The 21,738-nt window shown below is 55.1% G+C and carries 15 protein-coding genes, 1 other RNA gene and 1 CRISPR repeat array; of the genes, 9 read left to right on the plus strand and 7 right to left on the minus strand.

What is annotated here, in order from left to right:
- The first annotated feature begins 4 nt into the window (after window positions 1–4).
- From garD to QN378_RS15445, 3 genes are all read left to right on the plus strand, one after another.
- On the plus strand, window positions 5–1,558 hold the full coding sequence (gene garD, locus QN378_RS15435) for a galactarate dehydratase (RefSeq protein ID WP_322206724.1): 1,554 nt from the start codon (window positions 5–7) through the stop codon (window positions 1,556–1,558).
- 197 nt (window positions 1,559–1,755) lie between these two features.
- On the plus strand, window positions 1,756–2,943 hold the full coding sequence (locus tag QN378_RS15440) for a zinc-dependent alcohol dehydrogenase (RefSeq protein ID WP_322206725.1): 1,188 nt from the start codon (window positions 1,756–1,758) through the stop codon (window positions 2,941–2,943).
- 248 nt (window positions 2,944–3,191) lie between these two features.
- Window positions 3,192–3,668: a hemerythrin domain-containing protein gene (locus QN378_RS15445; RefSeq protein WP_322206726.1), complete on the plus strand. Its 477-nt coding sequence runs from the start codon at window positions 3,192–3,194 to the stop codon at window positions 3,666–3,668.
- 135 nt (window positions 3,669–3,803) lie between these two features.
- Here the strand turns inward: QN378_RS15445 and QN378_RS15450 are convergent, their stop codons facing one another.
- Window positions 3,804–4,076 (minus strand): hypothetical protein, encoded by a 273-nt coding sequence (locus QN378_RS15450; RefSeq protein WP_322206727.1) that lies wholly within the window; start codon window positions 4,074–4,076, stop codon window positions 3,804–3,806.
- 412 nt (window positions 4,077–4,488) lie between these two features.
- Here QN378_RS15450 and cas1f point away from each other — a divergent pair, with 412 nt between their 5' ends.
- The 6 genes from cas1f to cas6f all read left to right on the plus strand — a co-directional run bounded on the left by cas1f (window position 4,489) and on the right by cas6f (window position 12,621).
- Entirely contained in the window at window positions 4,489–5,466 is a 978-nt protein-coding gene (gene cas1f / locus QN378_RS15455) for a type I-F CRISPR-associated endonuclease Cas1f (protein WP_322206728.1), read from the plus strand.
- Window positions 5,463–8,702: a type I-F CRISPR-associated helicase Cas3f gene (cas3f, locus tag QN378_RS15460; protein ID WP_323550906.1), complete on the plus strand. Its 3,240-nt coding sequence runs from the start codon at window positions 5,463–5,465 to the stop codon at window positions 8,700–8,702. The genes cas1f and cas3f overlap by 4 nt, the downstream gene beginning before the upstream one ends.
- A 63-nt stretch (window positions 8,703–8,765) precedes the next feature.
- Window positions 8,766–10,064: a type I-F CRISPR-associated protein Csy1 gene (gene csy1 / locus QN378_RS15465; RefSeq protein WP_322206730.1), complete on the plus strand. Its 1,299-nt coding sequence runs from the start codon at window positions 8,766–8,768 to the stop codon at window positions 10,062–10,064.
- Window positions 10,057–11,001, plus strand: coding sequence for a type I-F CRISPR-associated protein Csy2 (csy2, locus tag QN378_RS15470; RefSeq protein WP_323550905.1), 945 nt, complete (start codon window positions 10,057–10,059; stop codon window positions 10,999–11,001). Before csy1 ends, csy2 begins: the two co-directional genes overlap by 8 nt.
- Window positions 11,002–11,013: 12 nt before the next feature.
- Entirely contained in the window at window positions 11,014–12,054 is a 1,041-nt protein-coding gene (gene csy3, locus QN378_RS15475) for a type I-F CRISPR-associated protein Csy3 (protein WP_322206732.1), read from the plus strand.
- 3 nt (window positions 12,055–12,057) lie between these two features.
- Complete coding sequence (gene cas6f, locus QN378_RS15480) at window positions 12,058–12,621, plus strand: type I-F CRISPR-associated endoribonuclease Cas6/Csy4 (RefSeq protein ID WP_322206733.1); 564 nt, start codon at window positions 12,058–12,060, stop codon at window positions 12,619–12,621.
- A gap of 135 nt (window positions 12,622–12,756) precedes the next feature.
- A CRISPR array of direct repeats spans window positions 12,757–14,645; the repeat unit is 28 nt; unit sequence GTTCACTGCCGTATAGGCAGCTCAGAAA.
- Between the two features lie 197 nt (window positions 14,646–14,842).
- Here the strand turns inward: cas6f and ssrA are convergent.
- From ssrA to QN378_RS15510, 6 genes are all read right to left on the minus strand, one after another.
- Window positions 14,843–15,242, minus strand: a transfer-messenger RNA (tmRNA) gene (gene ssrA / locus QN378_RS15485).
- Window positions 15,243–15,367: 125 nt separating this feature from the next.
- Complete coding sequence (locus QN378_RS15490) at window positions 15,368–15,658, minus strand: hypothetical protein (protein ID WP_323550939.1); 291 nt, start codon at window positions 15,656–15,658, stop codon at window positions 15,368–15,370.
- A 203-nt stretch (window positions 15,659–15,861) separates the two neighbouring features.
- Complete coding sequence (locus QN378_RS15495; RefSeq protein ID WP_323550940.1) at window positions 15,862–18,672, minus strand: FAD-binding and (Fe-S)-binding domain-containing protein; 2,811 nt, start codon at window positions 18,670–18,672, stop codon at window positions 15,862–15,864.
- Entirely contained in the window at window positions 18,669–19,340 is a 672-nt protein-coding gene (locus QN378_RS15500) for a lactate utilization protein (protein WP_322206739.1), read from the minus strand. The genes QN378_RS15495 and QN378_RS15500 overlap by 4 nt, the downstream gene beginning before the upstream one ends.
- A complete protein-coding gene (locus QN378_RS15505; RefSeq protein WP_322206740.1) occupies window positions 19,340–20,797 on the minus strand; it encodes a LutB/LldF family L-lactate oxidation iron-sulfur protein in 1,458 nt (485 codons plus the stop codon). The genes QN378_RS15500 and QN378_RS15505 overlap by 1 nt, the downstream gene beginning before the upstream one ends.
- The gene (locus QN378_RS15510; RefSeq protein ID WP_322206741.1) at window positions 20,794–21,618 is read right to left on the minus strand and encodes a (Fe-S)-binding protein; all 825 of its coding nucleotides are present in this window, start codon (window positions 21,616–21,618) and stop codon (window positions 20,794–20,796) included. The genes QN378_RS15505 and QN378_RS15510 overlap by 4 nt, the downstream gene beginning before the upstream one ends.
- Between the last annotated feature and the right edge of the window lie 120 nt (window positions 21,619–21,738).

The following is a 21,738-nucleotide window of genomic DNA, read 5'->3' on the forward strand; positions in this document are numbered from 1 at the left end:
CGTGATGAACCTGATTCAACATGCCGATTCGCCACGCTACATTCAGTTGAATGCCCTCGATAACGTGGTTGTCGTGGTCAACGATCAAGGTGTGCCTGCGGGCACCCGGTTCGACAACGGTTTGGTAACGCTGGATAACGTGCCGCAAAGCCACAAGGTCAACTTAGTGGACATCGCCGAAGGGGAGCCTGTTATTCGTTACGGGCACACCATTGGTTTTGCCTTGCAAGCTATCCCGCGTGGCAGTTGGGTCAGGGAAGATCACCTGCGCATGCCGACCGCGCCGCCGCTGGACAGCCTGCCGTTGTCCACTGATGTGCCGGAACAGGGCGAGCCGCTGGAAGGTTTCACTTTCGAAGGTTATCGCAACGCTGACGGCACTGTCGGTACGCGCAATATTCTGGGCATCACTACTACTGTGCAATGCGTCACCGGGGTGCTTGATCATGCGGTCAAGCGCATCCGTGACGAGTTGCTGCCTAAATACCCGAACGTCGATGACGTGGTGGCGCTGACCCACAGTTATGGCTGTGGCGTGGCGATCACGGCAAAAGATGCCTACATTCCGATCCGTACCGTGCGCAACTTGGCGCGTAACCCGAACCTGGGCGGCGAAGCGCTGGTGATCAGCCTGGGTTGCGAGAAATTGCAGCCGGGGCAAGTCATGCACGAAAACGATAGCTCGGTGGACCTCGACGACCCGTGGCTGTATCGGCTTCAGGACTCGAGCCACGGTTTCGTGGAAATGATCGAGCAGATCATGGACATGGCCGAGACCCGCTTGAAGAAACTCGATCAACGTCGTCGCGAAACCGTGCCGGCGTCCGAGCTGATTTTGGGCATGCAATGCGGTGGGAGCGATGCGTTTTCCGGCATCACCGCGAACCCGGCGCTGGGCTACGCCTCGGATTTGCTGTTACGCGCCGGTGCGACGGTGATGTTCTCCGAAGTGACCGAAGTGCGTGATGCGATTTACTTGCTGACCTCGCGCGCGGAAACCGTCGAAGTGGCTCAAGAACTGGTTCGAGAAATGGACTGGTACGACCGTTACCTGGCCAAGGGCGAGGCCGACCGCAGCGCCAACACCACGCCGGGCAACAAGAAGGGCGGGCTGTCGAACATCGTCGAAAAATCCTTGGGCTCCATCGTCAAATCCGGACGCAGCGCGATCAACGGGGTGCTTGGACCTGGCGAACGCTTCACGCGCAAAGGACTGATTTTCTGTGCAACGCCGGCCAGTGATTTTGTCTGCGGTACGTTGCAGCTGGCGGCCGGGATGAATCTGCATGTATTTACCACCGGACGCGGAACGCCGTATGGCTTGGCAATGGCGCCAGTGGTGAAGGTGTCGACGCGCACCGAGCTGTCCCAGCGTTGGCCAGACCTGATCGATATCGATGCAGGGCGCATCGCCACCGGGCGCGCCAGCATCGAAGAGTTGGGTTGGGAGTTGTTTCACTTCTACCTGGACGTCGCCAGTGGCAGGAAAAAAACCTGCGCCGAAGCGCTACGCCTGCACAACGACATCACTTTGTTCAACCCGGCGCCGATCACCTGACGCCTGTGATCGATTAGCCCTAATGCATCGTGAGAATTCGCTGTCGCACAATCTGTATAGATGGACATAGCTCGGTTTCTCCCGCCGGTCCTTACCTCTGAACTTTAGCCAATATGCTGGCCTCCCTATTCTGTTGAGGCCACTCTGACGCGGCCTCCCTTTTGGCACTGCATATTTGCATAACCAGGGAGCACCCCATGCGAGCACTTACCTACCACGGCGCCCATGACGTAAGGGTTGATAACGTTCCAGATCCGGTCCTCAAAGACGCGGATGACATCATTTTGAAAGTCACGGCCACCGCTATTTGCGGGTCTGATTTACACCTCTATCGGGGAAAAATTCCCGCCGTGGAACATGGCGATATCTTCGGTCATGAATTCATGGGGGTTGTTGAGGAAGTGGGTTCTCAAGTTACGGCAGTGAAGCCAGGCGATCGGGTTGTAATTCCTTTTGTGATCGCGTGCGGCAGCTGCTTTTTCTGTCAGCAAGATCAGTTCGCAGCGTGCGAAACCACCAATACCGGACGCGGTGCGATTCTGAATAAAAAGTCAATTCCGCCTGGTGCGGCCTTATTTGGATTCAGTCATTTATACGGCGGCGTGCCAGGCGGCCAGGCTGAGTATGTGCGGGTGCCGAAGGCCAATACTGGGCCCTTCAAGGTGCCGGGTACGTTGGCTGACGAGAAAGTACTGTTCTTGTCCGATATTTTGCCTACCGCGTGGCAGGCCGTGTTGAACGCTGGTATCGGCAAGGGCTCCAGTGTTGCGATTTATGGCGCGGGACCGGTGGGGTTGCTTAGTGCGGCCTGCGCCAAGATGTTAGGTGCTGAAAAGATTTTCATGGTGGACCATCACCCGTACCGCCTGGAATACGCGCAGAGCACTTACGGCGTTATCCCGATCAACTTCGATGACGACGATGATCCCGCCGACACCATCATTCGCCAAACCCCGGGGATGCGCGGCGTGGATGGTGTGATCGATGCCGTGGGTTTTGAGGCCAAGGGCAGCACCACTGAAACGGTGTTAGCCACCCTCAAACTCGAAGGCAGCAGCGGCAAAGCCTTGCGTCAGTGCATCGCCGCCGTACGTCGTGGCGGTACGGTGAGTGTTCCGGGCGTCTACGCGGGATTTATCCATGGCTTCCTGTTTGGCGACGCCTTCGATAAAGGCCTGACATTTAAAATGGGCCAGACCCATGTGCAGCGTTATCTACCTGAGCTGCTGGAACACATCGAAAGCGGCGCGCTGACACCAGAGGCCATCATCACGCATCGGATGTCTCTGGAAGATGCAGTGGAGGGCTACAAAATCTTCGATAAAAAACAAGAGGATTGCCGCAAGGTGATTTTGACCCCGGGCATGAGTTCGCAAGCCAGCTAGTTTTGGTCAGCTCTGAGTTAACAGCGTGACGGCAATATGCACTGTTTTTGTGAGGTGTGTTCATGCAAATTGCACGGAGCTGCTCGATAAGTAATTTGTATAAGCGTTTGTTTTTATTGGTGATTAATCTTTAGTCGGAGCGGGCACGGAAGATGCTGTAAGCCTTCAGTGAGCTTCTAGCTCCGCCCTTTATCAATTCGGGCCAGGCGATCGTATTTATGAGTTGCCAGCCTTTTTGGAGAACCGTGATGAATGCTATCGACATGCTTGTTCAAGACCATGTACGGGTCAAAGAAATTCTTACTCAACTGAGTGAGTCTTCAGAGCGCGCCCTTAAAAAACGCGCCGATCTGTTGACTAAATTGGAGATGGAGTTGGTTATCCATACCCAGCTCGAAGAGGAAATTCTTTACCCTGCGTTTAAAGCTGCGGGCAGTAAGGAACAGGACATTATGTATTACGAAGCCAAGGAAGAGCACCGTACCGTCGATTCCCTGGTGCTGCCGGATTTGAAAGCTACCGACCCCGGCACGCCTGAATTCGCTGGGAGAGTCAAAGTGATAAAGGAACTGCTGGAACACCACATCGAAGAAGAAGAGGAGGAAATGTTTCCTCAGTGCGAAGAACTTTTAGGAAAAGAAAAGCTGGACGAAATTGGCAAGGAGATGGAAGTGCTGAAGGCTCAACTGAAGAAGTCGTTGATGGCCGATATGAAGGCAGCATGACAGGTGGATTTTCAAAAGGGCGCTCACTGAGCGCCCTTTTTTATAGTGATCGAATCAAAGCCCGTTCTGCTAGATGGAATCTTCGCTATGGACAGACGCTAGGCGCTTCACTCCGCGAACGAATAGGTTAAGTCTTCAATTGCTCTGAATTTTTTGCATCGCTTGGGTCGTTAATGAAATGCACTCGCGAACACCGTCATCGCTATTTCGAGCGAACGCCGCTTCGGCTCGGTGAAGGGTCGAGTCGATGTCACCCCTTAGCTGATCGTTCATTCCCTGATTACTGGACTGGGCATCTCTGACTTTCTGCAAGTTGATCTGACAGAGACTACTTTCGTTCCCCGCAAAAACCGGGAGCGTCAACGTGGTAGCGGTTAGGAACAATCCAATCAGTACACAACGCTTCATGGAAACTCCAATGACATGACGGCCAAGTGGCCTGAGCGGTTTTGATTATAGCGTGTTGAGTTCGGTTCCCTGCAGGGTGCTGAATAGTTGAGGTAAAAAAGCGCGAGATAGCGTTGGGTAGAGGTAAGGCCGTAGTTGTTGTTTTTGGGTCCCGTGCATCGTTTTGAGTTTTTTTCGGCTGAAGAATCTCGCCCATTCGTTTATCGGGTGTAACATCAGTGAGCGGTAAAGTGCACGCCAGGTTTCTGGTAAATAGTTTGCTTAAACAGAATTTTTCCCCGCTCTGGCTAACCCAAGTCAATGCCTACCCCCTGGATCGCAAGCTCGCGGGGTTGTCGGCGTTATAATTCCTGTTGTGCAGTTCTTCTTCCTCTGTAGTCTCAGTGAAGGTTTCAATAACCTAGGTGTGTACATGGATGACTTAAACGCATCAGACTTGAAATCGATCCTGCACTCCAAGCGCGCCAATATTTACTACCTCGAATATTGTCGGGTTTTGGTTAATGGCGGGCGTGTCGAGTATGTGACGGATGAAGGTAAGCGTTCGCTGTACTGGAATATCCCTATTGCCAACACCACGACAGTGCTACTGGGGACAGGAACATCTGTCACCCAAGCTGCGATGCGCGAACTGGCTAAAGCGGGTGTGCTGGTTGGGTTTGCGGGTGGGGGCGGTACGCCCCTGTTCAGCGCTAATGAAATCGATATCGAAGTGGCCTGGTTTTCACCGCAAAGTGAGTACCGCCCTACCGAATATCTTCAGTACTGGGTGCGTTTTTGGTTCGATGATGAGTTACGCCTAGAAGCAGCCAAAGCATTTCAACGCCTACGTCTGGAGCGAGTCAGGCAGCATTGGCTGACCAACCGTCCGCTCAAAGAGGCGGGCTTCCAAATTGATGCTGCAACCTTGGATGCTGCGCTGCAGCAGTCCCTTATGTACCTAAATGCGGCGCCGGATCACACTTTTTTGCTTACCGAGGAAGCGCGGCTGACTAAGCTGCTGTTCAAACTAGCGGCGCGCGCCATGAAATATGGCGATTTTGTTCGCGCCAAACGTGGCAGCGGTAACGATCCTGCTAATCGCTTTCTTGATCATGGTAATTACCTGGCCTATGGTTTGGCCGCCACCGCAACTTGGGTGCTTGGCTTGCCTCACGGCTTGGCGGTTTTACATGGCAAGACGCGCCGTGGCGGATTGGTGTTCGATGCAGCGGACTTGATCAAGGATGCGATGATTTTGCCTCAAGCTTTTATTTCCGCCATGCGCGGGGATGATGAGCAGGAGTTTCGCCAAGCCTGCATTGAAAGCCTGACCCGTAACGAGGCTCTAGACTTCATGATTGACAGCCTTAAAGCCGTGGCGCAGCAGTTGGGGAATTCGCAGAAGTGAATGTTTTGCTGATCTGCCAATGCGATAAACGAGCTTTAAATGAGAGTCGTCGTATTCTCGACCAGTTTGCCGAACGCCGTGGCGAACGTACTTGGCAAACACCGATTACTCAGCAAGGTCTCGACACTCTGCGGCGGTTACTAAGGAAGACAGCCCGGCGAAATACCTCTGTCGCCTGTCATTGGATTCGCGGCCGTGACCATAGCGAAATGCTGTGGATAGTTGGAGATGCTAGCCGTTTTAATGCCCAAGGTGCGGTACCGACCAACAGTACCGAGCGCGACGTGTTGCGGAGCCAAAATGAAAATGACTGGCATACCGGTGAAGACATCCGTCTGTTGGCTGGGCTGGCATCTTTGTTCCATGATTTTGGCAAGGCCAGTCAAGCTTTTCAGAACAAACTCAGCAGTAAAAAACCACTTGCCGATGCTTATCGGCATGAGTGGGTGTCTCTGCGTTTGTTTCAAGCCTTTGTGGGAAATGATAGCGATGAGGCCTGGTTGCAACGTCTTGCCTCTTTGACGAACGGCACAGAAGATAAAGGCTGGCAGGAGCGCTTACTAACACTGCGCGATGGCCTCAGCACACCCTCACCGCGTAGCCCCTTCAATATTTTGCCGCGTCTGGCTCGGGCCATCGGTTGGTTGATCCTCAGTCATCATCGTTTACCGGTGCAGCCTTATGACGAAGTGTTGCATTCACAAACACTGAAAAACCTGCCTCACGGAATAACGTCAGAATGGAACGCCGCTCGTCTTCAGGCTGATTTAAAGGAAAAAACTGCCTGCTGGACCTTTAAAAACTCGCTCCCGCTCGCTAGTAAGCATTGGTGTGAGCACGCCGCCAAGCTAGCTGAACGCATGCTGGCGCGCACCGGCTTCAGTACGACGGATTGGTTGGTAAACCCCTACGTTACCCATGTTTCTCGATTAATTTTGATGCTGGCTGATCATCACTACTCCAGTGAACCCTCGCACCCACGTTATGGCGATGCCGATTATCCGTTGTTCGCCAATACTGACCGCGAGACGGGGCAGTTGAAACAGCGATTGGATGAGCATCTGATCGGTGTTGCGGTACACAGTGGGCGTATTGCACACAGCTTGCCGCAGTTAGAGCGCCGGTTGCCGAGTATTGCCCGGCACAAAGGCTTTAAACGACGCAGTGCCGATGAGCGTTTTCGCTGGCAAGACAAAGCCTACGACCTCGCTACCGCGCTACAAGTACGTTCTGCCCAGCAGGGCTTTTTCGGCGTCAACATGGCCTCTACCGGGTGCGGCAAAACGTTGGCTAATGGCCGGATTCTTTACGGCTTGTCTGATCCGCAGCGTGGGGCACGTTTCTCTATCGCACTGGGCCTGCGTAGCCTGACTCTGCAAACCGGTCAGGCCTACCGTGATCGATTGAAATTGGGCGACGACGATCTGGCTGTTGTGGTCGGCGGTATAGCGATCAAAGAACTTTTCGACCGCGCCAGAGGGTCGCTGGATCGTAGCGGCTCAGAATCGGCCGAGCAGCTTCAGGACGACGACAGTTATGTGCATTACCAAGGCAGCCTTGAGGAGGGCGCGCTGAAAAACTGGTTAGGCAAAAACTCCGCCGCACAGCGTATGCTCGATGCTCCCGTTTTAGTCTGCACGGTCGATCATTTGATTCCTGCCACCGAAGGTACGCGGGGTGGACGTCAGATCGCACCGATGTTGCGGCTGATGACCGCTGATTTGGTGCTGGACGAACCCGATGATTTCGACCTTAACGACTTGCCCGCGTTGAGTCGTCTGGTTTACTGGGCTGGCTTGCTTGGCAGCCGGGTACTATTGTCTTCGGCAACGCTGCCGCCGGCTTTGATTCAGGGACTGTTCGCCGCATATCTGGAGGGGCGCCGCTCTTTTCAAGCCAATCGGGGAGTGCCCGGCCAGCGGTTAAACGTCTGTTGCGCATGGTTTGATGAGTTCGCCGCAGAGTCGAGTGAGCACATGGTTTCCGAGTCTTTTACTGATGCTCACAGCACTTTTGTGGGCAAACGCATTGCCAAGCTAAGGCAGGCTGAAGTACGTCGATTGGCGCAGATTCAGCCAGTGCCGATAACCGTGAGCGGCGCCCCAGAAATACGCAACGAGCTAGCAACTCACCTGCACCGGATGCTCCATCAGTTGCACCGGGAGCATCACAGTGTCGATCCGGTCAGCCAAAAGCGCGTCAGTTTTGGCTTGCTGCGCATGGCTAATATCGATCCGATGATTGATGTCGCCCAAGCAATTTTCAAATTGGGTGCCGAAACAGGTTGCCGAATTCACCTGTGCTGTTATCACGCACGTCACCTCTTGCTAATGCGTTCTGCTATCGAACGGCGTCTTGATCGGTTGTTAAATCGCCACGATCCAGAGGCTGTATTTGCCGACCCTGAATTACGCGCATGGCTGGATGCGAACCCCGAGCCAGAGCAGATTTTTGTGGTGCTGGCGTCACCGGTCGCAGAGGTCGGGCGCGATCACGATTACGACTGGGGTATCGTTGAACCGTCCTCTATGCGCTCGATTATTCAGCTGGCTGGACGCATTCGGCGGCACCGTCCGGGGCCGTGTCAGTCAGCCAATGTGTATCTGCTGGAGCGCAACGTAAAAGCGTTAGAGGGGAGAGCGCCAGCTTTCTGCAGGCCTGGATTTGAGAGCCCTGAATTTATGCTTGCCAGCCACAATCTAAGTGACGTGTTGAGCGTCGAGCAACTGAGCATGATTGACGCACGGCCACGGATTGTCGAGCGAGCTGAGTTGCAACCGCGCAGTAACTTGGTCGACCTGGAGCATGTGCGACTTCGGGCCTTGATGCTCGGTGAAAGCACGAAGTCAGGTTTGCCGGTGCCGCTTTGGTGGCAAACGCGGGCGGCGCTGTCTGGCGAGTTGCAGCGTAAACAGCGCTTTCGCGATGACCCGCTGGGGCATCAGCGCTATGTTCTACAGCCAGACGAAGATGAAGTGTTGAATTTCAAATTTCAGCAGGAAGATGGGCAATTAATTTCTGCGAATAACTTGCTAGAGAATTTCCCGCTGCAGTTCGGGCCACGCATTGGCTTCTGGGGAGAGCCGGATTACCTGACAGAGCTAAGCCAATTAGCCGACGAAAGAGATCTAGAACTTGCTGCCTGTGCACTACGGTATGGCGTGATTGATTTGGCCAAAAGTAACGCTGACAGGGGCTGGCGCTATCATCCCGCACTTGGATTTAGGGGGTTCTAACGCGAGAAACAAAAATGAGCGGCCAAAACCTCTAATGGAATAAGTAAGGAAACGCATCGGATTATGGAAAACTCAGCGGATATAAGTGAGATCAACGCCCTTAAAGCGCTGATCCATGGATTTATTCAAGAACGCTTACAAGCTAAGTTGGAGAAGCTAGGCGAAGGCGAGCAAGACAAATATCAGCAATTACTTGAAGCCCATCGGCCAGAGGTTTGGTTGCACGATGCTGCCCGTCGAGTTGGGCAGATTCAGTTGGTCAATTTTGGCCTCAAATTCACCCACCCCGATGCGCGCGGTAGTAGCGTGTATTTGCGCGATAGCGTGCAAGCCTCAACATTGCTGGGTACCCACAGTCTGGGCAGTGATCGTGATGATGACGTGGTTGGTAACGCCGCAGCATTGGATGTGTATAAGTTTCTCAAGCTGGAGCATGCAGGCAAAAGCCTGTTGCAGCGGGTTCACGAAGGCGACATCGCGTTAATCGCCGCATTGTCCAATCAGCCTGAGCAAGCTGCCGAATGGTTGCAGGCCTTCGCCGGTATCGTAGAAAGCAAAGGGCATCCGACCTCACACCGACTGGCTAAACAACTCTACTTCCCGCTGCCCGACGGCGGTTATCACTTGCTGGCCCCTTTGTTCCCCACCTCGCTGGTGCACCGTGTTTACGGCGATATCCAGCGTGACCGCTTTTCCGATGAGGCCAAGGCTGCACGCATGGCATACAAAGATAAGCGCCCTTGGGCGCACGGTTATCGGGAGTATCCGAATCTGGTCATTCAGAATTTCGGTGGCACCAAGCCGCAAAATATCAGCCAGCTCAATAGTGAGCGGCGTGGCGAGGCTTACTTGCTGCCGTCGTTGCCGCCTACTTGGCGCCGATCAGGGCTCAAGCCGCCTACTCAAGTATCGTCAATATTTGTCGGCTGGTTTTCTCGGCGTCCGCATGTGCGTGAACAGAGCAAGGCTTTGCGTGAATTCCTCGCCCGGACTGAACGCAATAATCTGGCCATTCGCGAGGTTCGCCGACAACGGGTCGCAGCGTTGTGCGATGAAGTATTGCAGTGCGCCGCCGAATTGCATGAATTGCCCGGCGGTTGGAGTGCTGCCAGTGACTGTCAACTGGACAGTGTCGAAGCGCTCTGGCTCGACCCCCATCGAGGGCGAACGGATGAGCATTTTGCCAGCCTGCGGCGTCGTGGTGACTGGGCTGAGGAAGTGTGCTCGCGTTTCGCCAAATGGCTGAATGCGACATTGCACAGCGAGAACAAGACGATGGGTGATGGCGAGTATCAGCAATGGGTTAGCGACCTTGATGCCGAATTAAAAATGATCCGCCTAGAGGTTGCCGACGATGAATAATGCGCCCCAAGGCCTGCTGTTATTACCCCGCTTGTACGTGCAAAACGCCAATGCCATTTCCAGCCCCTTAACTTGGGGTTTTCCTGGACCCAGTGCGTTTACCGGATTTGTCCACGCGCTCGGGCGTCGGATCGCCAGCGAGTTTGATCTGCATTTAGATGGGGTCGGAATCATTTGCCACAGGTATGAACCGCAGGTGTTTCAACCTGCGGGGCGGCGTACGCGGGTTTTCAGCTTGAGTCGCAACCCGATTGATAAAGACGGCAAAACCGCTGCCATTGTTGAAGAAGGTCGCGCCCATTTCGAGGTCAGCCTGCTGATCGGTGTGAATGGCGGTGAGTTGTTCGAGGGCAAGGATGTTTTAGTCGAGGTCGCCGAGCGGATCTTCCGCATCGCTGCTGGCTTGCGCTTGGCGGGAGGCAGCATTCTGCCCAATCCGAATGGGCGGCATTATTCGCCGCGTTTACAGTTGTGGCCTGAAGATCCCGCTGATGCCCGCACCCAGTCACGCAAGCTGCGTCGTCAAATGTTGCCAGGCTTCGCGTTGGTTGAGCGCCAAGACTTAATGGCGGCGCAAGGGACAAATCCGTTGGAGGCGCTACTGGATGTATCGAGGTTGAACTTCGAGCCGGAAGCGCCGGACCCACAAACGCCACAAACTGCTAATTGGAACCTGCGCCGCAAGCCCGGCTGGTTGGTGCCAGTGCCGCTTGGCTACGCGGCAGTATCACCCTTGTATGCCGCGGGCGTGGTTGCCAATGCGCGAGATAACCAAACCCCTTTTTGCTTCACTGAAAGCCTGCTTGGCCTGGGCGAGTGGTTAAGCCCACACCGCATCGACAATTTGCTTGATTTGCTTTGGTATCACCGCGCCGATGCAACTAACGGGTTATACCGCTGCAGCAACGACTTTTCTCCTCCGCAAATCCATGCATAAGGAAACTGCACAGTGGCTAAAATTGAATTAAAAACTGCATCCGTTCTGGCTTTTGAACGCAAGCTGGACCCGTCTGATGCGCTATTCAGTGCTGGACGTTGGGATGATCGCTCGGCGGCCACTCAGTGGCCAGCCATCGCAGTTCGTGAAAAATCAGTGCGCGGCACCATCTCCAACCGTCAAAAAAGCAAAGACCAAGATCCTGCCAAGCTGGATGCCTCGATTCAGTCGCCTAATCTGCAAACCGTCGATGTCGCCACACTGCCTAATGATGCTGACACCTTGCGCGTACGTTTCACCCTGCGCGTACTCGGTGGTGCCGGGACACCTTCAGCGTGCAACAACGTTGAATATCAGCAGCAATTAACAGCCACAGTACAAAGCTACGTAAGTAATCACGGGTTTAAAGAGCTCGCTCGGCGTTATGCCCTTAACTTGGCTAACGCGCGTTTTCTTTGGCGCAACCGTATGGGCGCCGAAGTCATCGAGGTACAAGTGCGGCACAAGCGTGAGGGTGGCGATGCGGCACTTTGGACCTTTGATGCCTTGAGTTTGCCTTGGCGTGATTTTGAAACGACAGGCCAAGCCACCGAAAGCCTGGCAGAGCTGGCCGCCGTGATCGAAAACGGTTTGGCCGGTAACGATTATGTCTTGCTCGACATTACCGCCTTTGCCCGTATCGGCGATGGCCAAGAAGTGTTTCCCTCTCAAGAGTTGATTCTTGATCGTGGGGACAAGAAGGGGCAAAAGAGCAAAACGCTTTACCAGGTCAGTGATGTCGCCGCCATGCACTCACAGAAAATCGGCAATGCTCTACGCACCATCGACACTTGGTATCCAGACGAGAACGGTCTTGGCCCAATCGCCGTGGAACCCTACGGCTCAGTCACGTCTCAAGGCAAAGCGTACCGCCAGCCAAAGCAGAAGCTGGATTTTTATACCTTGCTGGACAACTGGGTGCTTAAAGAACAGGTGCCGGAGGAGGGGCAGCAGCATTTCGTCCTTGCCACCCTGATTCGGGGTGGTGTTTTCGGTGACAGTGACAAGGGCTAAGCCATGGACCACTACCTTGATATTGGTTTGCGACCTGATCCGGAGTTTTCGCCGACGCACCTGATGAACGCTCTATATGCCAAGCTGCATCGAGCGCTGGTGGGGTTTCAAAACCCGGCTATTGGCATCAGTTTTCCAGATGTACAACCGGCGCGTCCGGCGCTGGGTGAGCGTCTGCGTTTACATGGTTCAGCCGCATGCTTGCAGCAGTTGCTGGCGCAGCCCTGGCTGACTGGCATGAGCGATCATGTGCAGCTAGGTGACGTGACGGACGTGCCCGACGAGGTGCAATACCGAAATGTCTGCCGAATTCAGGTCAAGAGCAGCGCGGAACGCTTGCGTCGGCGGCTGATGCGGCGCCATGGACTGACGGCAGAAGATGCCCGGCAACGTATCCCGGATAACGTAGAGCGTAGCCTCACCTTGCCCTTTATCAGCTTGCGCAGCCAAAGTACTGATCAGGCCTTTCGACTGTTTATCCAGCACGGACCGTTACAAAAAAATCCAATAAACGGCACGTTCAATGCTTATGGTCTCGGTAACGGAGCAACCATTCCTTGGTTTTAGATAATTACCCTTTTTTATTTCGCTGGACCGATGCGATATAAATCAGCGGTTTATGGCGGCCACTAAAAAAAGGGTAAATCGCGGTTAACGGACGTTAATCCCTCAAGAACAAAGTGTTATGCATTTTAAGGGCTAGTTCACTGCCGTATAGGCAGCTCAGAAAATGGCCAGCCCCGCGTGAAAGGTGACGCCTGCGTTCACTGCCGTATAGGCAGCTCAGAAAGAACTGATCCTGATGCACCGCTCAAAGCTGGCGTTCACTGCCGTATAGGCAGCTCAGAAATCCGTGGCTCGCCTGCGCACAAACAACGTGCCGTTCACTGCCGTATAGGCAGCTCAGAAAAATGTGTCTGGCGCCTCCGCTTGCCACGCAGGGTTCACTGCCGTATAGGCAGCTCAGAAAAACACCAACTTGGATAACGGCCTGACGCCGTCGTTCACTGCCGTATAGGCAGCTCAGAAAAAGGCGTCTGCGCTCAAGGCGTAACCGCTTGAGTTCACTGCCGTATAGGCAGCTCAGAAAAATACCCAGCCCCATGTTGATCGCGGCGTAGAGTTCACTGCCGTATAGGCAGCTCAGAAAATGTTTCGGTTGCCGTCGGCGCGGCAGGCGATGTTCACTGCCGTATAGGCAGCTCAGAAAACGGTGCTATCGCTGTATGCGCTGATATTTACGTTCACTGCCGTATAGGCAGCTCAGAAAATGCCCACCACGCCGAGGCGAATAAGTTAGTCGTTCACTGCCGTATAGGCAGCTCAGAAAAGCGGGAATGTGCCGGATTCAACTGGCCGCCAGTTCACTGCCGTATAGGCAGCTCAGAAATATGTGCGGGTTGCGTCGATCTTCTTTGCAGTGTTCACTGCCGTATAGGCAGCTCAGAAAAAGCAAGCTATCAACCAGATCGCTCGACATTGGTTCACTGCCGTATAGGCAGCTCAGAAAAGGAAGTAATGCCGTAACCCTGCCATGGCCAGGTTCACTGCCGTATAGGCAGCTCAGAAATTCATCGCACGGATTGCGAAATATCTTACCGAGTTCACTGCCGTATAGGCAGCTCAGAAAATCACAATGCAAATATCTGCACATCCAAGCCTGTTCACTGCCGTATAGGCAGCTCAGAAAAAACCACATGCATTGCCTTGAACTGCACGGCCGTTCACTGCCGTATAGGCAGCTCAGAAAGTCGTCGGTCAAGGGATTCCACTCGTCACCGTGTTCACTGCCGTATAGGCAGCTCAGAAAAAAGACATGTTTTCTTGGTGTAGTTGTCATCGGTTCACTGCCGTATAGGCAGCTCAGAAAAACTCCTCCTCAACACCTCAGATCAGCGCAATGTTCACTGCCGTATAGGCAGCTCAGAAACGGAGGAAAATCAGGGCGAACGTCAGAGCCATGTTCACTGCCGTATAGGCAGCTCAGAAAAACTCGGCAAGCGCTGGTCTGATCGCAAGGCAGTTCACTGCCGTATAGGCAGCTCAGAAAAACCACCCTCATCAGGTAGTCAGCGAAAAAGCGTTCACTGCCGTATAGGCAGCTCAGAAACAGTGTTTTCAATGCCAAGACCAATGCCTGCCGGTTCACTGCCGTATAGGCAGCTCAGAAAAACCAAAATTCGGCTGCGTTCAGGTGTCCCGCGTTCACTGCCGTATAGGCAGCTCAGAAAGAAAGATGAAAATCGTTTCCCTGGTAAGGATGGTTCACTGCCGTATAGGCAGCTCAGAAAATCTACAACGGCACGTTCGATTATGCGGCCACGTTCACTGCCGTATAGGCAGCTCAGAAAAACAGGGTTGATTTAGTGGATGGATTTTTCGTGTTCACTGCCGTATAGGCAGCTCAGAAATAAACACAAAGGTCCGGCAACGCATACGGCAAGTTCACTGCCGTATAGGCAGCTCAGAAAAGTCGTGACACTGGGCCTTCGCAGCGGTTTCCGTTCACTGCCGTATAGGCAGCTCAGAAAAAAGATCGGCAACCGTCTGGTAGCAGTGCCCAGTTCACTGCCGTATAGGCAGATTAAAAAATCTGACTCGTCATACGCAAATGAGGTCGCGGGGCCATTCCCGCCTATTTCAGCCTTCGGTAGCATATTCCGACAGAATCCGTGTTCGCCGCGCGCCAGCGCGGCATCTTCTAAACGGACGCGGCTAGACAAACTGTTTCATTGCGGCCTAAAACGCCAAAAGCCCGCTTTTTTAGGGCGGGCTTTTGGCTTGGGTTTGGTGGAGCCGGGGGGATTTGAACCCCCGTCCGCCAGTACTCCGCTGTCGGTACTACATGCGTAGCCATATCTATTAATTTAACCCTCAGCGGCCCGATTGGCAGGGCGCATTGGGTGAGTTGTGTAAGTTTTAGCCGCTTCGTCCACAACGTACTGCACGGCGATCCTGTTCTGCATGACAATCACTTCGAGTTTACAGGCATCCTCTAGTGATTGCTGGTACCGAAGTAACCAGAAGCTCAGGCTCTAGTCGTCGCAATTAAGCGGCGAGTGCGAATTCCTGGCCGTAGTTTTCGTCATTGGCAACTATAAAAGTTGCAACAGTGGATTTACGAGTTCTGTTACCAACTCGGCATGCACCTAAAGTTTCGCGACCAGCGTCGAATCCTAATCGGCCCCGATAGCAACCGCGTGAGCAGTCAAGCGGAGGAGTCTACCCGAATGAACGGAGTCCGTCGACCTCCTGTCTAGTGCGGCGCTGAAAAACAGGCCAGCCAAAGGCTGGCCGTGTGCGTGTGCTCAAATTACTTCGAGCCGCCGCCGTCGCCATTACCGGTATCGGTTTTGTCGTTTTGTTCGATTGCTTTGGTAGTGAGTTCGATACATTTCTTGTCATCACCCGCCTTGTGGGCGGCCATGGCTGACTTCTGAGTTTCCTCAAGATTCATCTTCTCGTCATTACCCAGGTTAGTGCTCGATGCCAAGCTGTCCTTGATGGTCTGCAGGTTCGCTCCACACAGGTCTTCAGCGGCGAATACCGGGGAAGCCAACAGTGCGGCAGTGAGGAACAACCCTGTGAGTACGGTACGCTTCATGTGTATCTCCTAAGCCTGTGGACTCGGAATCACCGGTCGATGAGGCCCGTCCGAGGTCTGTGATAAGCCCGTTCGTAACGGGCCTACAGAAATGGACTGTTGCGGTTCACAGGGGTTCTATTATTTCTGCTATCTCATGTGAAAAAGCCATCTATTGATGTTTTGGCGCCCTATGGGGGGGGCTTTTCAGCCTTCCATGGCGATTAAAGCGACTTAGGTCGAGTCACTCGATCTACCAGATAAACCAGCCCGTGGTAATCGATGCCGCTGTGTTGCGATAGGCCGATTTCACAGGTGCGGCTGGTTGAGATGCCTTCGTTGCAGAATTGCACGGCGTCTTTGAGCGTGCGCAACGAGTGCGCATTCAGCTCTGGCGTGGTGAAGCCTTTGTCGCCAGCAAACCCGCAACAGTGAATGCCCTCGGGAATAACCACGTTGACGCTGCACAACCGCGTCAATTCGATGAGCGCCTGGCTTTCGCCCAAATGCTGGGTGCTACAGGTCACGTGTACGGCAATCGGTTCTTGCTGCGGCGTGAAATGCAGCTTGTCCAGCAGGTGGGTGCGGATAAACCTAACCGGGTCATACAGGTCCAGGCGCGTATCTTTAAGGTCTTGGACCAGTCGCAAGGTACACGGGCTGGTGTCGCAGTAGATAGGATCAAGCCCGCCACGGCTGGCCGTTAGCAATGCCGCAAGCAGTTCCTGGCGTTTGTGTTCGGCCTGCTCGTTATAGCCCTTGGACGCAAATGGCTGGCCGCAACACAGGCTGTCTTGATTGTCCGGGAACACCACCTGATAACCGGCTTTTTCCAGCAGGCCTTGGGTTTTTTCCGACAGCGACATCTGTTCGCGATCACTGGCCGCCGGGCCCATGACCCGCGACACGCAGGCTGCCAAATACACAACCCGAGGACGCGAGTCGGTCACCGGTGGGCTGAAGCGAATCGCCCGTTCCGGTTGCGGCATCGCGGCGGTCCACAGGGGCACACGGCCGTCTGATGCTTTGGTCAGCGCAGCAGAGAGTTTCGCCAGGCGGGGGGCGCCCAGGAACATCCTCGCGCCATTGGCCACATGCAGGGTAAAGCGCGCACCTTGCAACGTGGTTTTGAAATGCTCGGCCAGCCAATTGGCGGTTTTGCCATGGGTGGCGTCACGGCTGCGCAGTTTCTTCACCAGCTCGCCGGTATTGATCCCCACCGGGCAACGTTGCGCGCACAGGCCGGTGGCCGCGCAGGTGTCGATGCCTTGGTAGTGGTAATCGCGTTCCAGCTCCGTGGTGTCGATGCCCGCGCGTTTCTTCGCTTGAATATCACGCCAGATAACGATGCGTTGCCGTGGGCTGAGGGTCAGTCCTTTTGATGGACACACCGGCTCACAAAAACCGCACTCGATGCATTTGTCGATGATTTCGTCTGCAGCCGGTAACGGCTTCAAATGCTTCAAGTGAATCTGCGGGTCATTACTCAACACGACGTCCGGGTTAAGGATGCCGTTAGGGTCGAGCAGGCGTTTGAGTTGCCACATCAGTTGATAGGCATCGCTGCCCCATTCCAGCTCAACAAACGGCGCCATGTTGCGCCCGGTGCCGTGCTCGGCTTTCAATGAGCCGCCGAACTCAACGGCCACCAACTGCGTGACGTCTTCCATGAAGGCCTGATAGCGCGCGACTTCCACCGGGCTTTCAAAGCTTTGGGTGAAGACGAAGTGCAAATTGCCTTCCAGTGCATGGCCAAACAGGATCGCTTCGTCGTAATGGTGCTTCTCGAACAGCGCGATCAAGCGTCGCACGCCCATCGCCAATTGCTCGACCGGGAAGGTCACGTCTTCGATGATCACCGTGGTGCCGGTTTTTCGCACCGCGCCTACGGCCGGGAAGGTGTCTTTGCGGATAGCCCACAGCCGCGCGTTTTCCAGCGGGTCTTCGGTGAAATCGACCTGCTTCTCCACCGCAAACGCGGCCAGCGAGCCCATGATCTGGGCGAGTTGTTCGTGCAGCAGTGGTTGCGAAGCGGCACGGGACTCTATCAGCAGGGCGCAGGCGTTTTCCGAAAGCTCGCGAACGAACGCAGGCATGCCCGGTTTGTTCTGCACCGAGCGCATGCTCCGGCGATCCAGCAGTTCGACGGCGGCAACCGGTTGGGTTTTCAGAACAGTGACCGCGTTACAGCAGGTCTCGACGTCTGGAAACACAATCAGGGCGGATGCTTTAAACGGATGATCGATGACCGTGTCGTAGGTGACCGCGCTGATAAATCCCAATGTGCCTTCGGAACCGACCAGCAAGTGGCTGAGAATATCCAGCGGTTCGTCAAAATCCACCAGCGCATTAAGCGACAAGCCGGTGGTGTTTTTCAGACGGTATTTATGGCGGATTTTTGCAGCCAATTCAGGGTTGGCCCGAGTTTCGCGGCCCAATCGCGCGAGGTTTTCCAGCAGGTCTGCATGGCTGTCGCGAAACGCGGCGACACTGCCAGCGTCCTCAGTGTCCACTCGGCTGCCATCCGCCAATACCAAACGGATGCCCGCCAGGGTGTAGTAGCTGTTTTGCGCGGTGCCACAGCACATGCCGCTGGAGTTGTTAGCCACGATGCCGCCGATTTTGCAGGCGTTTATCGAAGCCGGGTCCGGGCCGATTTTGCGTCCGAATGGCGCGAGCCACGCATTAGCCTGGGAACCGATAACGCCCGGCTGCAGGCGAATCTGCGTGCCTTCACCGCGTATTTCTCGACCGTTCCAGTTGTCTCCCAGCACTAGCAGTACCGAGTCGCTGATGGCCTGCCCCGATAAACTGGTGCCCGCCGCACGGAAGGTCACCGCGACGCGTTCGATCTGGGCCAGTTTGAGCAGCGACACCACTTCGTCTTCGGATTCGACGCGGATCACCAGTTTTGGGATCAGCCGATAGAAGCTGGCGTCGGTGCCAAAGGCTAAGGTCGACAGGGGATCGTCAAAGCGCCTGTTCTGCGGGATCAGCCGTTGGGCTTCGCGCACAAATGCAGCGGGCAGACTCATGCGTCCTCCAGGATCAGTACAACCAAGTCTTTCGGACCATGCGCGCCGTAAGCCAGGATTTGTTCGATATCAGCGGTTTTCGACGGGCCGGACACCAACAGTGCGTTAGTCGGCATACCGGTTGCCCATTGCTGCTGTTGCTGGACCTGATAAAAGTTTTCGTAAATCTCGCTGGCCTTGAGCAGGGCGAAATGCACCGGTGGTACCAAGCTCATCAAGCGTGGTTCTTCGCGGGTAGGCCAGATAATCAGGCTGCCCGTGGCGGCAATCGCGCCCAAAGTAGTCGTGAAACTGGCCGGGGTGTCATCGAACAACTCGGTTTTCCACTCTTCTATCGGCCGGTCATAAGCCTTGAGCGGCGGCAGTTCAGGGTGGATCGACCAATGCTCGCTGACCCGTCGCCCGTGGGGCGTGCCAGGGGCGATCAGCAGGCTAGGCAATTGCCGGTCGCTGACCAATTTTCCAAGCAACTCCGGCCATGCGCTTTCGGTACTGAGGTGGATTTCGGTGTGTACCGCTTCCATCAACTTGCGAAGTTGCGCGAGCCGCAATTCAGGGGCGTAGCTCCACGGGGTGGTAACCAGATCTACGTCGAAATTATCGGCAATCGGCGTCGCACCGGTCAGGCTGTGACGCAGTTTGTTAAGGATGTTCTGTCTGGCGCTCATTATTTGTTCTCACCCTGTTGGGCCAAATGCTCGCGGGCCAGTTCATGCAATGAGCGCGCAGCCGGTTTCGGTGCACTGTGATTTTGCGTCCACGGGCCGATGTTGTTGGGCGTCAGGTTGCGCAAGCGGGTGGCGAAAAAGCCGAACACGCGGTAAATAGCTGGCGAGCTGTTGAGCCAGGACCAGGCGTTCCAGATGAAGCGTTCTTTGCGCGAGTATTTGCTGCCTTGGCCACGCATGACTTTGTGCGGGTCGTCCGGGGATTTGACGTTTTCTTCCCGCAGGCGACGCAACAATGCCGGGATCGGGATTTTCACCGGACAGACTTCGCCGCACGCGCCACACAGCGACGAGGCGCTGGGGTGATCCGGGACTTTCTTCAGGCCGACCATGTGCGGCGTGATGATTTTGCCGATGGGGCCGGGGTAAACCTCGCTGTAAGCGTGACCGCCAATTCGGGTGTAGACCGGGCAATGGTTCATGCACGCGCCGCAGCGGATGCAGTTCAGCGTCTGGCGCAGTTCACTGTCGGCGAAGGCCTGGCTGCGACCGTTATCCAGCAGCACCAAATGCACTTCTTGCGGGCCGTCTAGCTCATGGGCTTTGCGCGGACCGGAAATCATATTGACGTAAGTGGTGATTGGAATACCCAGCGCCGAGCGGGTTAGCAGCGACAGCAGTGGCACCGTATCGCGCAAGTTTTCCACAACCTTTTCAATTCCGGTGACTGCGATATGCACCGGTGGCACCGTGGTACACATCCGCCCGTTGCCTTCATTTTCCACCAGTAACAGCGTGCCGGTTTCAGCGACGGCGAAGTTGACGCCGGAGACGCCGATGTCGGCTTCGAAGAATTTTTGGCGCAGGACTCTACGACCAATCTGGATCAGTTGATCGACATCGTTGGTGTAGTCCACGCCGAGTTTTTCGTGGAACAGATTGCCTACTTGAACTGCGTTTTTGTGGATCGCCGGCATGATGATGTGCGACGGTTTTTCGTGGTCGAGCTGGACGATGTATTCGCCCATGTCGGCTTCCAGGCACTCGACGCCGCGCGCTTCAAGGAAATCGTTCATCTCCATTTCTTCGCTGACCATCGACTTGCCCTTGATTACCTGTTTGGCTTCATGGGCCTGGACGATCGAGAGAACAATGGCGTTCGCTTCGTCTACTGTTTCTGCCCAGTGCACGGTCACGCCGTTGCGGGTCAGGTTGGTCTCAAGCAGTTCCAGCAAGTCGGGCAGTTTGGACAGCGCCCGGGCTTTGACCGCATTACCCAGCTCACGCAGGCGCTCACGTTCGTCGGCATCGCTGAAAGCCACGGCACGCTTGGTCATCAGCGAGTCCATGGCGGTACGGAAGTTTTTACGCAGCTGTGGGTCGCCCAAGGCTTTGTGGGCCCGGGCGCGGAAGTCTTCTTCGACTTCGACGACAGGAATTCGCGTATGGGTGTTCATTGCCCACCTCCAGTGCGTTGCCACAGAAAACTGGCCAAGTGCTGTCCGCGCAGTGATTCCTGCTGTTTTTCCAGCGAACCGTTGATGTTCATCAAGCAGCCGCAGTCGGCCGTCACCACTTGGGCTGCGCCGGATTCCTTCAGCGAGCGGGTTTTATCAGCGACCATCGCCCCTGAAATGTCCGGCATGCGCACGCTGAACGTACCGCCGAAACCACAACATTCGCTTTCATGGCCGTGATCAACCCGCTCCACGTTGCTCATCTGTGAGAGCAGCGTTCGGACGTGCAGGTGGGTGTTCATTTCCCGGCGTGCGGAACAGGAGGTGTGCAGGGCGACTTTGATCGGGGCGCCGTTGTCGTGCAGTTGAACCTTGCACACGAACAGCAGAAATTCGGCCAACTCATAGGTGCGAGCAGCCAGGGCATGGACTTGCTTTAGTGTTTCAGGCTCATCCTTAAACAAGTCGGGATAGTGTTCGCGCAGCATGCCGGCACAGGAGCCCGACGGCACGATGACAGGATAGTCGCCAGTAAATAACGCTAATTGTGATCGCGCTACATCACGGGCCTGGTCGGTGTAGCCGGAGGTGTACGCCGGTTGTCCGCAGCAGCTTTGCCCTTGGGGGAATTCAACCCGAATGCCTTCGCGTTCGAGCAGACGTATCGCGTCCATGCCAGCCTCTGGATAAAACAGGTCGACCACGCAGGTACCGAACAGGTAAACCCGCTCAGGTTTCACGTCAGGGTATTGGCGTGGTGCGGCGCGTGGCGGTGCGACACGGGTCGCATTCGGCACGGCGTTGTAATAAAGCTCGCTCATCAGGCGGTTTCTCCGGGTGGGCCCGGTTATCCGTCCAGCGCAGCGACTGAAAGATGAATCGCTGAAACTTTCTGCCGCGTTGCAGACCGGGTTATGAATGGTTGGCGCCGGGTGGTTAGT

The sequence above is a fragment of the Pseudomonas sp. 10S5 genome, assembly GCF_035019745.1.
Classification (GTDB): Bacteria; Pseudomonadota; Gammaproteobacteria; order Pseudomonadales; family Pseudomonadaceae; genus Aquipseudomonas.